Annotated in this window: 14 protein-coding genes; 11 read left to right on the top strand and 3 right to left on the bottom strand. The window is 30.3% G+C overall.

Annotated features, from left to right (window positions below; all coding sequences use genetic code 11):
• Positions 1-8: 8 nt before the first annotated feature.
• Complete coding sequence (locus KQS_RS06800; RefSeq protein ID WP_014388454.1) at positions 9-1,985, bottom strand: alpha-ketoacid dehydrogenase subunit alpha/beta; 1,977 nt, start codon at positions 1,983-1,985, stop codon at positions 9-11.
• Between the two features lie 191 nt (positions 1,986-2,176).
• On the opposite strand from KQS_RS06800, the gene KQS_RS06795 reads away from it, so the two are divergent.
• From KQS_RS06795 to KQS_RS06765, 7 genes are all read left to right on the top strand, one after another.
• A complete protein-coding gene (locus KQS_RS06795; RefSeq protein ID WP_014388453.1) occupies positions 2,177-3,130 on the top strand; it encodes an isopenicillin N synthase family dioxygenase in 954 nt (317 codons plus the stop codon).
• An 83-nt stretch (positions 3,131-3,213) separates the two neighbouring features.
• Complete coding sequence (locus KQS_RS06790) at positions 3,214-3,546, top strand: translation initiation factor (protein WP_014388452.1); 333 nt, start codon at positions 3,214-3,216, stop codon at positions 3,544-3,546.
• A gap of 50 nt (positions 3,547-3,596) precedes the next feature.
• Complete coding sequence (locus KQS_RS06785; RefSeq protein WP_014388451.1) at positions 3,597-4,463, top strand: nucleoside phosphorylase; 867 nt, start codon at positions 3,597-3,599, stop codon at positions 4,461-4,463.
• Positions 4,464-4,700: a hypothetical protein gene (locus tag KQS_RS06780; protein WP_014388450.1), complete on the top strand. Its 237-nt coding sequence runs from the start codon at positions 4,464-4,466 to the stop codon at positions 4,698-4,700.
• Positions 4,697-5,242 (top strand): GNAT family N-acetyltransferase, encoded by a 546-nt coding sequence (locus tag KQS_RS06775; RefSeq protein WP_014388449.1) that lies wholly within the window; start codon positions 4,697-4,699, stop codon positions 5,240-5,242. Before KQS_RS06780 ends, KQS_RS06775 begins: the two co-directional genes overlap by 4 nt.
• Entirely contained in the window at positions 5,239-6,084 is an 846-nt protein-coding gene (locus KQS_RS06770; protein WP_014388448.1) for a substrate-binding domain-containing protein, read from the top strand. The genes KQS_RS06775 and KQS_RS06770 overlap by 4 nt, the downstream gene beginning before the upstream one ends.
• Before the next feature lie 25 nt (positions 6,085-6,109).
• Positions 6,110-7,039, top strand: coding sequence for a transglutaminase-like domain-containing protein (locus KQS_RS06765; protein ID WP_041252032.1), 930 nt, complete (start codon positions 6,110-6,112; stop codon positions 7,037-7,039).
• Here KQS_RS06765 and ung read toward each other — a convergent pair whose 3' ends face one another.
• Entirely contained in the window at positions 7,040-7,711 is a 672-nt protein-coding gene (gene ung / locus KQS_RS06760; protein ID WP_014388446.1) for a uracil-DNA glycosylase, read from the bottom strand.
• 66 nt (positions 7,712-7,777) lie between these two features.
• On the opposite strand from ung, the gene KQS_RS06755 reads away from it, so the two are divergent.
• The 4 genes from KQS_RS06755 (at position 7,778) to KQS_RS14675 (ending at position 11,526) form a co-directional block, all read left to right on the top strand.
• Positions 7,778-9,946: an endonuclease MutS2 gene (locus KQS_RS06755; protein WP_014388445.1), complete on the top strand. Its 2,169-nt coding sequence runs from the start codon at positions 7,778-7,780 to the stop codon at positions 9,944-9,946.
• A 57-nt stretch (positions 9,947-10,003) separates the two neighbouring features.
• Complete coding sequence (locus KQS_RS06750) at positions 10,004-10,414, top strand: thiol-disulfide oxidoreductase DCC family protein (RefSeq protein WP_014388444.1); 411 nt, start codon at positions 10,004-10,006, stop codon at positions 10,412-10,414.
• Entirely contained in the window at positions 10,411-11,328 is a 918-nt protein-coding gene (locus tag KQS_RS06745) for an SGNH/GDSL hydrolase family protein (RefSeq protein WP_014388443.1), read from the top strand. Before KQS_RS06750 ends, KQS_RS06745 begins: the two co-directional genes overlap by 4 nt.
• A 63-nt stretch (positions 11,329-11,391) precedes the next feature.
• Positions 11,392-11,526, top strand: a complete 135-nt coding sequence (locus KQS_RS14675) for a hypothetical protein (protein ID WP_014388442.1) — start codon at positions 11,392-11,394, stop codon at positions 11,524-11,526.
• A gap of 26 nt (positions 11,527-11,552) precedes the next feature.
• Here KQS_RS14675 and KQS_RS06740 read toward each other — a convergent pair whose 3' ends face one another.
• Positions 11,553-12,722, bottom strand: a complete 1,170-nt coding sequence (locus KQS_RS06740; RefSeq protein WP_014388441.1) for a proline dehydrogenase family protein — start codon at positions 12,720-12,722, stop codon at positions 11,553-11,555.
• Between the last annotated feature and the right edge of the window lie 12 nt (positions 12,723-12,734).

The following is a 12,734-nucleotide window of genomic DNA, read 5'->3' as shown; positions in this document are numbered from 1 at the left end:
AAAAATTATTAATATGCCAATAATTCTTTCAATTCTTTTTCAAATCTTCCTTTAGGTAAATATTGGTCTTCTAGTGCTTTCATAAATGGAATTGCCGATTCAATACTACCCACTCTTTTTACAGGCGCATCTAAATATTCAAAACAATTTTCCATGATCATAGATGAAATATCACTTGCAATTCCACCAAATAAAGTATCTTCTTGTAAAATGATTACTCTATTTGTTTTCTTTACAGAAGCATAAATAGTTTCCCAGTCTAAAGGTTGTAATGATCTTAAATCAATTAAATCTGCTGAAATCTCCGGATTGTTTTTCAATGTTTCTAATGCCCAGTGTACACCTGCACCAAAAGAAATTATTGTTACTTCATTACCTTCATTTAAAACAGCTGCTTTTCCAAATGGTATAGTGTAATAATCTTTTGGTACCTCTTGATAAACACTTCTATAGAGTTGTTTGTGTTCAAAATACATTACAGGATTTGGGTCATTTATTGCTGTATTCAGTAAACCTTTTGCATCGTATGGAAAGGCCGGATAAACAACTTTTAATCCTGGGGTTTTAGTAAACCAAGCTTCATTAGTTTGCGAATGGAATGGTCCAGCTTGAGTTCCACCTCCACAAGGCATACGAACTACTACATCTGAATTCTCACCCCAGCGGTAGTGTTGTTTGGCTAATAAATTAACAATTGGATTAAATCCAGAAGATACAAAATCGGCAAACTGCATTTCTACAACAGCCTTATGTCCGTTAATCGATAATCCATTTGCTGCAGAAACAATAACACTTTCACAAATTGGCGTATTTCGAACTCTCTCTTTTCCAAATTTGTCAACAAAACCTTCTGTAATTTTAAAGGCTCCACCATATTCTGCAATATCTTGTCCCATAATTACTAAGTTTTCATGACGCTCCATAGACTGACTTAACGCCGATGAAATCGCATCTATAACTCGAATGTTTTCTGTTTCTTCTGAATGATTGAACGATTCAAATTCATAAGGTCTGTAAACATCATTTAATTCTTCATCTAAATTAGCCACTAATTCAGGTTCAGCTTGAGTAATAGCCCAATTTTCATCTATTTCTTTCTTAATTTCAGCACGAATTTCTTCATCCAATGCTTCTGATAGTACGGCTGTTAATTTTAAATAGTTTCTAAAATTTTCAATCGGATCTTTTTCAGCCCATACATCCATCAATTCTTGAGGAACATATTTGGTACCACTTGCTTCTTCATGACCACGCATTCTAAACGTTTTAAATTCTAATAAAACAGGACGTGGATTTTCTATCATGGAAGCTTTTAAAGCTTTAATTTTAGTGTAAACTTCTAAAATATTATTTCCGTCAATAATGTGACTTTCCATTCCATATCCAACACCTCTATCGGCTAAATTTTCACATTTATACTGCTCATTTGTAGGTGTTGATAAGCCATATCCATTATTTTCAATAACAAATAATACTGGTAAATCCCATACAGAAGCCACGTTCAAAGCTTCGTGAAAATCCCCTTCAGATGTTGCACCTTCACCAGTAAATACTGCCGTTACTTTGCCATTCTTCTTTAATTTATTGGCTAAAGCTATTCCATCAGCCACACCCATTTGCGGACCTAAATGGGAAATCATACCAATAATATTAAATTCTTGTGTTCCAAAGTGAAAACTTCGATCTCTTCCTTTAGTAAATCCCGATTTTTTTCCTTGCCATTGAGAAAATAAACGATGCAAAGGAATTTCTCTAGTTGTGAATACACCTAAATTTCTGTGCATGGGTAAAATATATTCATCTTTATCCAAAGCCGCAGTAATTCCAACAGAAATTGCCTCTTGACCTATACCTGAAAACCATTTTGAAACTTTACCTTGTCTCAAAAGGATTAACATTTTTTCTTCAATTAATCTTGGTTTAGTTAGTTTTTTATATAAACTAATTAATTCTTCGTTGCTTAAATTTTGTCGTTCAAAAATCATGAATGTTGTGGATTCTTTGTTTGTGCTCCAAAATTAATAAAAATAACATTTTAAACAGCTTTTGTTATAAATAGTTTCAATAGGGAAATGTTAAATGTTAATAACTTTTCAAAATATATAAAAAAAATATTCTATACATTTGTAATACAAAGTGATTGTAAACTTTGTAGTTATTAACAAATAATTTTTAAATGCAAAAAATTCCAAGTGTAGACTTGCGTGATTTCCTATCGGATGATCCGGTACGCAAACAAAAATTTGTAAATGAAATCGGGAAAGCTTATTCTGAAATAGGCTTTGTAGCATTAAAAGGTCATTTCTTAGATGACAAATTAGTTGAAAATTTGTATGCTGAAGTGCGTAATTTTTTCAATTTACCTTTAGAGGTAAAATCAAAGTATGAAATCCCTGGTATTGGCGGACAAAGAGGTTATGTTTCTTTTGGAAAAGAACATGCAAAAGGTCGTTCTGCTGGTGATTTAAAAGAATTCTGGCATTTTGGTCAGTATGTTTCAGAAGGTTCAAAATGGGCTGGTGAATATCCTGACAATGTGGAAGTAAAGGAATTACCTAATTTCAATTCTGTAGGTAAAGAAGCGTATCAAATGCTAGAAAAAACAGGAGTTTATGTATTAAGAGCTTTGGCTTTATACATTGGCTTAGATGAGTTTTATTTTGATAATTTTATCAAAGATGGAAACAGTATTTTAAGACCTATTCACTACCCTCCTATCACTGATGAGCCGAAAGATGGTGCTGTACGTGCAGCCGCTCATGGCGACATTAATTTAATTACTTTATTAATGGGGGCTCAAGGAAAAGGATTACAAGTACAAAATCATGATGGTGAATGGATTGATGCTATGGCAGAACCAGATGAATTAATGATTAATGTGGGTGATATGTTGTCTAGACATACCAATAACAAATTAAAATCTACGATCCATCAAGTAGTTAATCCACCAAGAGAATTGTGGGGAACTTCTCGTTTCTCTATTCCATTTTTTATGCATCCAGTAAGCGACATGTCGTTAAACTGTTTGCCTGAATGTATTGATGAAAATAATCCAAAGTTATATGAAGATATCACAGCTGGTGAATTCTTAACTGAAAGATTAATAGAATTAGGATTGATTAAAAAATAATAATACAATCTTTTTAACAGATTCCAAATTCCTGACATTTATGTTTTGGAATTTGGAATTTGTTTTTTGTAACTTTACACATTATGGATTTACAAGAACAACTTAAGAAACTTTTTCCAGATCATATACCCTCTAAAGAACCAGAAACTTCTGAAGAAATGGTTCATGAATTGTACATTCAAAAAGAGCCGATGATTTGTAAATATGAAAAACGAAATGGTAAGCCTACAACGATTATTTCTGGATATGAAGGTGAACCTGAAGATTTCAAACTTTTAGCCAAAGAAATTAAAACAAAATTTGCTGTTGGTGGAGGAATTAAAGACGGTGAAATTGTTTTACAAGGCGATTATAGAGAAAAAATTATGCAATTTTTAAAAGATAAAGGGTTTAAAACTAAACGAGTTGGCGGATAAACAACAACAGCACAACTGAAAACAAGTTCAATTTTTAAACAAACTAAATTATGATACAAAGTTCAGAATTAATATTAAACCCAGACGGAAGTGTTTATCACATCAATTTAAAACCAGAGCAAATTGCAAAAGATATCATTTTTGTTGGTGACCAAAATAGAGTTGAAAAAATCACAAAACATTTCGATTCTATCGAGTTTAATACTCAAAAACGTGAATTTAAAACGCAAACCGGTACTTATAAAGGGAAAAGAATTACAGTAATGTCTACGGGAATTGGTCCTGATAATATTGACATTGTTATGAATGAATTAGACGCTCTTGTCAATATCGATTTGAATACAAGAACAGTTAAAGATGAATTAACGTCTTTAAATATTGTACGTGTTGGAACTTCGGGGTCTTTACAAGCGGATATTCCAGTAGATTCAATGGTTATGAGTGCTTATGGATTGGGATTAGATAATATGTTACGTTCTTACCTTATTGATAGTATTTCTGAAAAAGAAATGGAAGAAGCTTTCATAGCTCAAACCAATTGGGATTTGAAAAAAGGGCGCCCTTATGTTATTGCTGGAAGTGATGCTTTAATTAAAAAATTTGAAAGTAATCAAATCTTTAAAGGTTTTACCGGAACTGCAGGTGGATTTTATGGTCCTCAAGGTCGTGTTTTACGTTTAAATATTCAAGATCCTGAATTAAATACCAAAATGGATGCTTTTAATTTTAATGGAACTAGAATGACTAATTTAGAAATGGAAACCGGAGCTATTTATGGTTTAGGGAAATTATTAGGACATCAATGTTTGTCGTTAAATGCAATTATTGCCAATAGAGCAAATGGTACATTTAGTGAAGATCCATATAAAACTGTCGATCAATTAATTGAATATACATTGATGAAGTTGGTTGAATAAATGGGGTATTTATTACAACAATTTGTTTATGGATTTGGTGGAGTTTTACGATGGCTATATTTTCAAATTTTGAATTTTCCATTAAATGATAAGTTTCAAAAAAATATAAATTATTATTTAGATATTGATTCAGATGAAAAAGACAATAATGGTTTTACTGTAAGAACTAAAAATGGTTTTACTTTTTTAATTACAATTTTTATACTTATAATTTATATTGAAAAAACTAACAAATGATTTTAAATATTGAAACACCACGATTAATACTTCGACCTTTGGAAATTTCTGATGCAGAAGCGATGTTTGCTATGGATAATAATCCGAATGTACATCAATATTTATGGCAAAATCCAACAAAGGATATTTCAGAAACAATTCAGATTATTGAATTTGTTCAAAAACAATATGTAGATAATGGTATAGGAAGATTTGCAACTGTATTGAAGGAAACCGGAGAATTTGTAGGTTGGACGGGTTTAAAATTTGTAACTGATCATGTAGAAAATGGAAATACTAATTTCTATGATTATGGCTATCGATTAAATGAAAAATTTTGGAATAAAGGAATTGCAACTGAAGCATCTTTAGCTTGGTTAAATTATGCTTTTCAAACAATGCGTATTGACGAACTTAATGCATACACACATGCTCAAAATGGTGCGTCTAATCAGGTATTAAATAAAGTTGGATTTAACTTTAAAGAAGAATATCCAGATAAAGAAGGCGTTATTTGGAAATGGTGGCAATTGTTACAATCAGATTATAAAAATAAAATATGAAAACAATCAGAATAGCTGGTGTTCCAGAGCATTTCAATTTACCTTGGCATTTGTGTATTGAAAGTGGCGAATTTGAAGAAGTTGGTTTGGATGTTCAATGGACTGATGTTCCTGAAGGTACTGGGAAAATGTGTCAAATGCTTCGAAATAATGAGACCGATTTAGCTATAATTTTAACAGAAGGTATTGTTAAAGACATTACTGATGGCAATGAGAGTAGTATTATTCAACAATATGTGCAATCTCCATTGATTTGGGGAATTCATGTTGATAAAAATGCTTCCTATTCCACTGTTTCAGATTTAGAAAATACTAAAGTGGCTATAAGTAGACCAGGCTCTGGTTCCCATTTAATGGCGGTTGTTAATGCCGAGAAACAAAATTGGAATACAGCAAATTTAGAATTTGAAATTGTGAATAATGTTGATGGGGCAATTGATGCACTTTCAACAGGAAAAGCGGCTTATTTCATGTGGGAAAAATTCACCACTAAACCATTGGTAGATAATGGAATATTTAAAAGAATTGGAGAATGCCCTACTCCATGGCCGTGTTTTGTAATTGCGGTTCGAAATGAATTCCTAGCTAACAATAAGACAATAGTTGAACAAATTTTAGACATAATTAATACTACAACTGAAGAATTTAAATTCATTCCAAGTATTGATCGAAATTTAGCGGAACGCTACGGCCAAAAGTTGGAAGATATTCAATTATGGTTATCTAAAACCCATTGGTCCCAAAAACAATTAGATGAAAAAACATTTAATGTAATTCAAAATCAACTTTTTAAATTAAATTTGATAAAAAATAAATTAGAATATGCAAAAGTGGTATCTTAATTGATACCTTTTTCTTTTTAAAAACATGAGTAAATTGCTAATGAAATTAAATCAATGGCAGACGACGATTTATGAAAATAAATGGTGGTCTACTGCTATTGTAATTGTACTTTCATTTTTAATTTCAATTCCGGTTTTTGTTTTTTTTAGGAAAAATATTTTTGATTTAAATTGGGAAATTCCAATTGATAAAATAGTACTTTTTTTGTTAATTTTTTCTGTTTTTTTCTATTTAGTTTATAAATTTAGAAAAAAATTAATACTTTCATTTTTAATTTATTTGTCTACTTTTATTATAGCATCACTTGAAGGTAATTATTCTTTTTTCAAGGTTGTTGATGCTTATAGAATAATCGTTTATAATGCAGATGATAATTATGAAAATGAAGCTGTAAAACCAAATACCTTGCTTCCGTTTCCAAATAAAAAACGGGTTGAAGAAAGTGTCGATTATTTGAATCCAAAAGTTAGAAATTTTGCTTTGTATTGTGTAAATAAACATTTTAAAAAAGAGGCTAAACTTCAACCAGAAAACAGAAAATATATTCAATATTTTGCTGTATTTACTGAAATTAATTCGAGATGGAATTATGTTAATGATCCTAAAACAGACGAATATTTTGCCAATGCTAGCGAAAGTTTAACTTATTTTTCAGGAGATTGTGATGATCATGCAATTTTAATGGCTGCAACAATAAAATCTATTGGTGGAACCATGCGTTTAATTCATACGGGACGACATATGTATCCTGAACTATTAATTGGAAAAGCCAAAGATTTAGAACAAGTAGTTTACATTATCAAAAACGAACTATTTAAAAATTTAACTAAAGGAAAAGTGTTGTTTATTCATAGAGATGAAGATGATAAAATTTGGCTTAACATGGATTATACCGCACATTACCCTGGTGGGCCATTTTTAGGTGAGGAAATTTTAGGAATTCTTAGATTATAATCACCATTCTATTTCGGGTTTTCCTTGTTTTTTAAGTATTTCGTTAGTCAGGTTAAAATGATTGTTACCAAACCACAACCCTCTATTAGCGCTTAAGGGTGATGGATGTCCACTTTCTAAAACAACATGTTTAGTCGTATCTATTAATTTTTTCTTTTTTTGAGCAAAACTTCCCCAAAGCAAAAAAATAATATCTTCTTTCTCCTTTGAAATGTATTCAATCACGCGATCAGTAAATTGTTGCCAAGGAATATGTTTATGACTATTTGCAAGATCTTTTCGAACCGTTAAAGTTGCATTCAACAATAAAACACCTTGTTTGGCCCAGTGTTCTAAATTTCCCGAAGTTGGAAAAAACACAGCGTTTTGTGAATTTTGAATTTCAATGAATATATTTTTTAAACTGGGAGGAATAGCAATTCCTTCGAGAACTGAAAAGGCTAATCCATGTGCCTCTCCTGTTCCATGATAAGGATCTTGCCCTAGTATGACAACTTTTAAATTAGATAAATCACATTGATGGAAGGCATTGAAAATTAATTCTTTTGGCGGAAAACAAATGTGATTTTCATATTCAGAAAGTACATTTTGTTCTATTTTTTTAAAATAATCTTTTGGGGTTTCTGTATCAAAAAATGATTTCCAAGAATTTTCAATGGTACAATCTAACATAAAAGTAGTTTCTTTATTTTTTACAAAGATAATTACTTTGTAAATTTGATTTTTATTTTATTAAAAATGATTGCTATAAACGAAAAGACCTTAAAAGATTTAGAATTTAATACCATTTTACAAACCATTTCAGAACGATGCAATACTGAACTTGGTAGTGAAAAAGCACTTCAAATTCAACCTTTTAAAAACAAAGAAGAATTACTTGCCGAATTAGACTATACCAACGAATATTTAGCTTCTTTTTCAAACAATAATGCTTTGCCTAACCACGGCTTTGAAACCATTACAAACGATTTGAAATTGTTAGCAATTGAAGATAGTTTTTTAGAATTAGCCAGTATTCGAAAAATCTATCAAATTAATAAAACGGCCAATCAATACATTCTATTTTTAAAAAAATTTAAAGAATATTACCCACAACTTTTTCAAAAATCACTTCAAATTGAATTTACAACTGTCATAGCTCGTGCCATTGATGAAGTAGTTGATAAGTATGGTGAGATTAAAGATGATGCTTCGCCAGATTTAGTAAATATTCGAAGAAATATTCAATTGGTTCGTGGTAAAATCAATCAGAGTTTCGGTATGGCATTGTCGCATTATAACGCACTAGGTTATTTGGATGAAATTAAAGAAACTATTGTTGATAATCGTAGAGTTTTAGCAGTTTCAGCCATGTATCGTAAAAAAGTAAAAGGTACTATTTTAGGTAATTCTAAAACAGGAAGTATTGCTTATATTGAGCCTGAAACGACTTTGAAATATTCTCGTGAATTAAATAATTTGGAATACGAAGAACGTGAAGAAATTATTAAGATTTTAAGAAATCTATCAACGTCTATTCGACCATTTGTCAGTACTTTAAATGAGTATCAAGATTTTTTAAGTGATATGGATGTCATTGCTTCTAAAGCAAAATATGCACATAAAATCAATGCGATTTTACCTGAAATCACTGAAGAAAAGCATTTGTTCTTTAGAGAAGCTTTCCATCCTATCCTCTATTTAAAAAACAAAGAAGAAGGAAAAGTAACTTATCCACAAACCATTGATTTAGATAATGAAAATCGCATAATTGTAATTTCCGGTCCCAATGCTGGGGGTAAAACCATATCTTTAAAAACAGTGGGATTATTACAATTGATGTTGCAATCCGGAATGTTAATTCCTGTTCATGAGCGAAGTACAACTTTCTTGTTCGATCGAATTTTAACAGATATAGGTGACAATCAATCCATAGAAAATCATTTAAGCACGTATAGCTATCGATTAAAAAATATGAATTACTTTTTGAAAAAATGTAATGCTAAAACCTTATTTTTAATTGATGAATTTGGAACCGGTTCTGATCCAGAATTGGGCGGTGCTTTGGCTGAAACATTTTTAGAGGAATTTTATGCCCGAGAGGCATTTGGTATTATTACAACACATTATACAAATTTAAAAATTTTAGCAAATGAATTGCCTTTTGCGAGTAATGCCAATATGTTATTTGATGAAAAATCACTGGAGCCCATGTTTAAATTACATTTAGGTCAACCAGGTAGTTCATTTACTTTTGAAGTTGCTCAGAAAAACGGAATTCCTTATGGATTGATTAATCGTGCAAAGAAGAAAATTGAAAATACAAAAGTTCGATTTGATAAAACCATTGCAACTTTACAAAAAGAACGTTCCAAATTAGAAAAAACTTCTACTATTTTAAAAGAAGAAGAATCTAAAGCTCGTGAGGAAAGTCAGAAAATGGAAAAAATCAATGCCAAAATTCAAGAAAAATTAGAACGCTATCAAGAAATGTATGATGCCAATCAGCGTTTGATTTATATGGGGCAAAAAATTGATGATATTTCGGAAAAATATTTTAACAATAAAGACAAAAAATCTTTAATTGGTGAATTTTTAAAGATGGTTGAAATTGAAAATTCAAAACGAAAAAAACTATCGGCTAAAGAGAAAAAACAAAAAGAAATTGTTGAAAAACAAGTAGAAGCTGAAGTGCAAGTTAAAGTAGAAGAAATCCGTAAAGAGAAAAAAGAAAAGAAAATAAAAGCTCAGAAAGCGGAAGAAAATAAACCAAAAGTTGTGTTGAAAGTGGGTGATAGAGTACGTATGAAAGACGGAAAATCGATTGGTACTATTGACAAAATTGAAAAAAACAAAGCAACCGTAAATTACGGAATATTTACTTCCAAAGTTGCACTTGAAGAATTAGAATGGATTCAGCCTCTGTAAAAAATTTAGAAATTGTTTTTTGAATTTGATTTTTAAACTTATAATGGATATTAAGTAATGGATTTTCCAAAGGATAAAAAAATAATACTGTTTGATGGTGTATGCAATTATTGCAATGCTAAAATTAATTTCATTATAAAACACGACAATAAAGATGTATTCCGATTTGTTGCGTTACAAAGTGATAAAGGAAAAGAAATTATAAAATATTTGGGGATTTCCAATACTATAGACAGTATTGTATTGTATGAACCTGGAGTTGCTTATTATATTAAATCTCAAGCCGTTTTTTCTATTTTAAAAGAACTCAAAACAGGCTATCAATGGGTGTTGCTTTTAAATTTTATTCCAAATTCAATTAAAGATTTGGTTTATGATTATATTGCAAGGAATAGATACAAATGGTATGGTAAAAAAGAGGCTTGTATGATTCCAAATGAAGAAATTAGAAATAAATTTTTGTCTTGAAAAATCAAGTAATTCGATATGTACAATTTCTTTTCATTCAAACTTTACCGTTTGTTGTATTTTTAATTCTATTTGAATTATTACTACGTTCAATACCCAATGATTACCAATTAAAAAGACAATACTTAATTAAAAATGCTTCTGAAATTGAAGTGTTGTATCTAGGAAATTCACATACGTTCTATGGTATTCGTCCAGAATATTGTTCTAAAAAAGCATATAATTTAGGCCATATTTCACAATCCTTAAATATAGACTATGCATTTCTGAAAAAATATGAGTCGAAATGGAAAAAATTAAAATATGTGATTATTCCGTTGGATTATTTTTCTTTATTTGAAGAGTTAAACCATTCAGACGAAGATTGGCGAATTAAAAACTACAAAATTTACCACCACTTATCTATAAGAAACAAATTTCAAGATAATTTTGAGTGTTTCAATGTTGATTTTAAATCCAATTGTAAACGAATAATAAAAAATTACCTATTACGTCAAAATGAAGTTACAGCAACTAAATTAGGATATGGAACGGCTTTTCAGTCAAGTTCAAATTTAGATTTAAAAACAACCGGAATTGAAGCTGCTAAACGACATTTTGCCCAATCTGATTCACTTTACAAAAACAATTATAAATCATTGATTGCTATTTTGAATTTTACAAGAAAATACAACATCAAGCCTATTTTAGTCTCTTTTCCAACCTACGCTACTTATTATCAAAATTTGGATAAAAACCAACTCTTGAAAACTATTCAAACGGCTTATAAATTAAAGACAAAATATTCTTCTTTACTTTACTTTAATTTGTTGGATTCAAATTACTTTACCAAAGAGGATTTTCATGATGGTGATCATTTAAATGAAATTGGAGCCAAAAAATTAACCCTATTTTTAAATATAGCCTTAAACTGATAATTGTCATAAAATAATCCTTAAATTAGATTTAAATTTGAATCAATTTTAAATCTAACTCCTATGAAAAATTTAATTGTGCCATTATATTCTTGGAGTAACGGTGCTATAATTATGACTATTGTTTTTGGTTTAGTAATACTAGCTTTAGTCGGTGCCGTTTTTTTTATGATGAATAACAATGAAAAAAAAGACTAAGCTTGGCTTAGTCTTTTTTGTTTAGATTATTTTAATTTTCTTCTATTTCTTTCTGAGATAATTAAGGATAACTCCCTACCCGTTTGCCCAGCTACAGAAGTATTTTCTTGTGCGCGTCTAATCAAATATGGCATAACGTCTCGTACGGGACCAAATGGTAAATATTTTGCAATATTATAACCTGCAGCGGCTAAATTATAACTTATATTATCACTCATACCATATAATTGGCCAAACCAAATTCTTGGATCGTTTTTTGCTAATCCTTTTTCGGCCATCAATTGCATGACTAAATAAGAACTGTCTTCATTATGTGTTCCAGCAAAAATAGCCATTGTATCAATATGTTCCATCATGTATGCAACTCCAGCATTAAAATTAGCATCGGTTGCTTGCTTTGATGGGCAAATTGGATTCTTGTATCCTTTTTCCTCTGCACGTTTAGCTTCTTTTTCCATGTAAGCTCCGCGAACTAATTTCATCCCAATATGAAATCCTTTTACTTTTGCCCTTTCGTGTAACCCTTTTAAATAATCTAAACGGTCCCAACGATACATTTGTAACGTATTAAAAATCAATGCTCTGTTAACATTGAATTTTTCCATCATTTTTTCAACTAAATCATCAGCAGCATCTTGCATCCATGATTCTTCAGCATCAATTAAAATGGTAACATCTTTATCATATGCGTATTGACATACTTTTTCAAAACGAGCCACTACTCTATTCCATTCGTTTTGTTCGGAAGAACTTAAAGGCAATTGAGCACCAATTTTTTCATATAAATCAATGCGTCCTAAACCAGTTGGTTTAAAAACTGCAAAAGGGATAGCCTGACTTTCTTTAGCAAAATCAATAGTTCTAATTGTCATTGCTAAAGCCGCGTCAAATTGCTCTTCTTCTTCTTTACCTTCAACAGAATAATCAAGAACAGAAGACACGCCTTTGGTGTACATTTTATCAACAACTTTAAGGCAGTCTTGTTCATTTACACCACCACAAAAATGATCAAAAACTGTTTTTCTAATCAATCCTTCCACAGGTAAATGTAAGCCAAGCGCGAAATTTGTTAATGAAGTACCTATTTTTACTAAAGTAGGATTGCCAATCATTTTAAATAAAAAATAAGCTCTATTTAACTCATTATCTGATTTTAAAATGAATGCATTTTCTGTATTATTAAATATTTTTTCCATGCAAAATAATAG

Source organism: Flavobacterium indicum GPTSA100-9 = DSM 17447 (assembly GCF_000455605.1).
Lineage (GTDB): Bacteria > Bacteroidota > Bacteroidia > Flavobacteriales > Flavobacteriaceae > Flavobacterium > Flavobacterium indicum.
The sequence above is the reverse complement of the archived record's forward strand: the minus strand, read 5'-3'. Positions and strand labels throughout refer to the sequence as shown.

What these genes read in the sequence shown, in the direction of transcription:
- KQS_RS06800 (WP_014388454.1), bottom strand. Translation starts at nt 1,985, where the DNA reads ATGATTTTTGAACGACAAAATTTAAGCAACGAAGAATTAATTAGTTTA.
- KQS_RS06795 (WP_014388453.1), top strand. Translation starts at nt 2,177, where the DNA reads ATGCAAAAAATTCCAAGTGTAGACTTGCGTGATTTCCTATCGGATGAT.
- KQS_RS06790 (WP_014388452.1), top strand. Translation starts at nt 3,214, where the DNA reads ATGGATTTACAAGAACAACTTAAGAAACTTTTTCCAGATCATATACCC.
- KQS_RS06785 (WP_014388451.1), top strand. Translation starts at nt 3,597, where the DNA reads ATGATACAAAGTTCAGAATTAATATTAAACCCAGACGGAAGTGTTTAT.
- KQS_RS06780 (WP_014388450.1), top strand. Translation starts at nt 4,464, where the DNA reads ATGGGGTATTTATTACAACAATTTGTTTATGGATTTGGTGGAGTTTTA.
- KQS_RS06775 (WP_014388449.1), top strand. Translation starts at nt 4,697, where the DNA reads ATGATTTTAAATATTGAAACACCACGATTAATACTTCGACCTTTGGAA.
- KQS_RS06770 (WP_014388448.1), top strand. Translation starts at nt 5,239, where the DNA reads ATGAAAACAATCAGAATAGCTGGTGTTCCAGAGCATTTCAATTTACCT.
- KQS_RS06765 (WP_041252032.1), top strand. Translation starts at nt 6,110, where the DNA reads ATGAGTAAATTGCTAATGAAATTAAATCAATGGCAGACGACGATTTAT.
- ung (WP_014388446.1), bottom strand. Translation starts at nt 7,711, where the DNA reads ATGTTAGATTGTACCATTGAAAATTCTTGGAAATCATTTTTTGATACA.
- KQS_RS06755 (WP_014388445.1), top strand. Translation starts at nt 7,778, where the DNA reads ATGATTGCTATAAACGAAAAGACCTTAAAAGATTTAGAATTTAATACC.
- KQS_RS06750 (WP_014388444.1), top strand. Translation starts at nt 10,004, where the DNA reads ATGGATTTTCCAAAGGATAAAAAAATAATACTGTTTGATGGTGTATGC.
- KQS_RS14675 (WP_014388442.1), top strand. Translation starts at nt 11,392, where the DNA reads ATGAAAAATTTAATTGTGCCATTATATTCTTGGAGTAACGGTGCTATA.
- KQS_RS06740 (WP_014388441.1), bottom strand. Translation starts at nt 12,722, where the DNA reads ATGGAAAAAATATTTAATAATACAGAAAATGCATTCATTTTAAAATCA.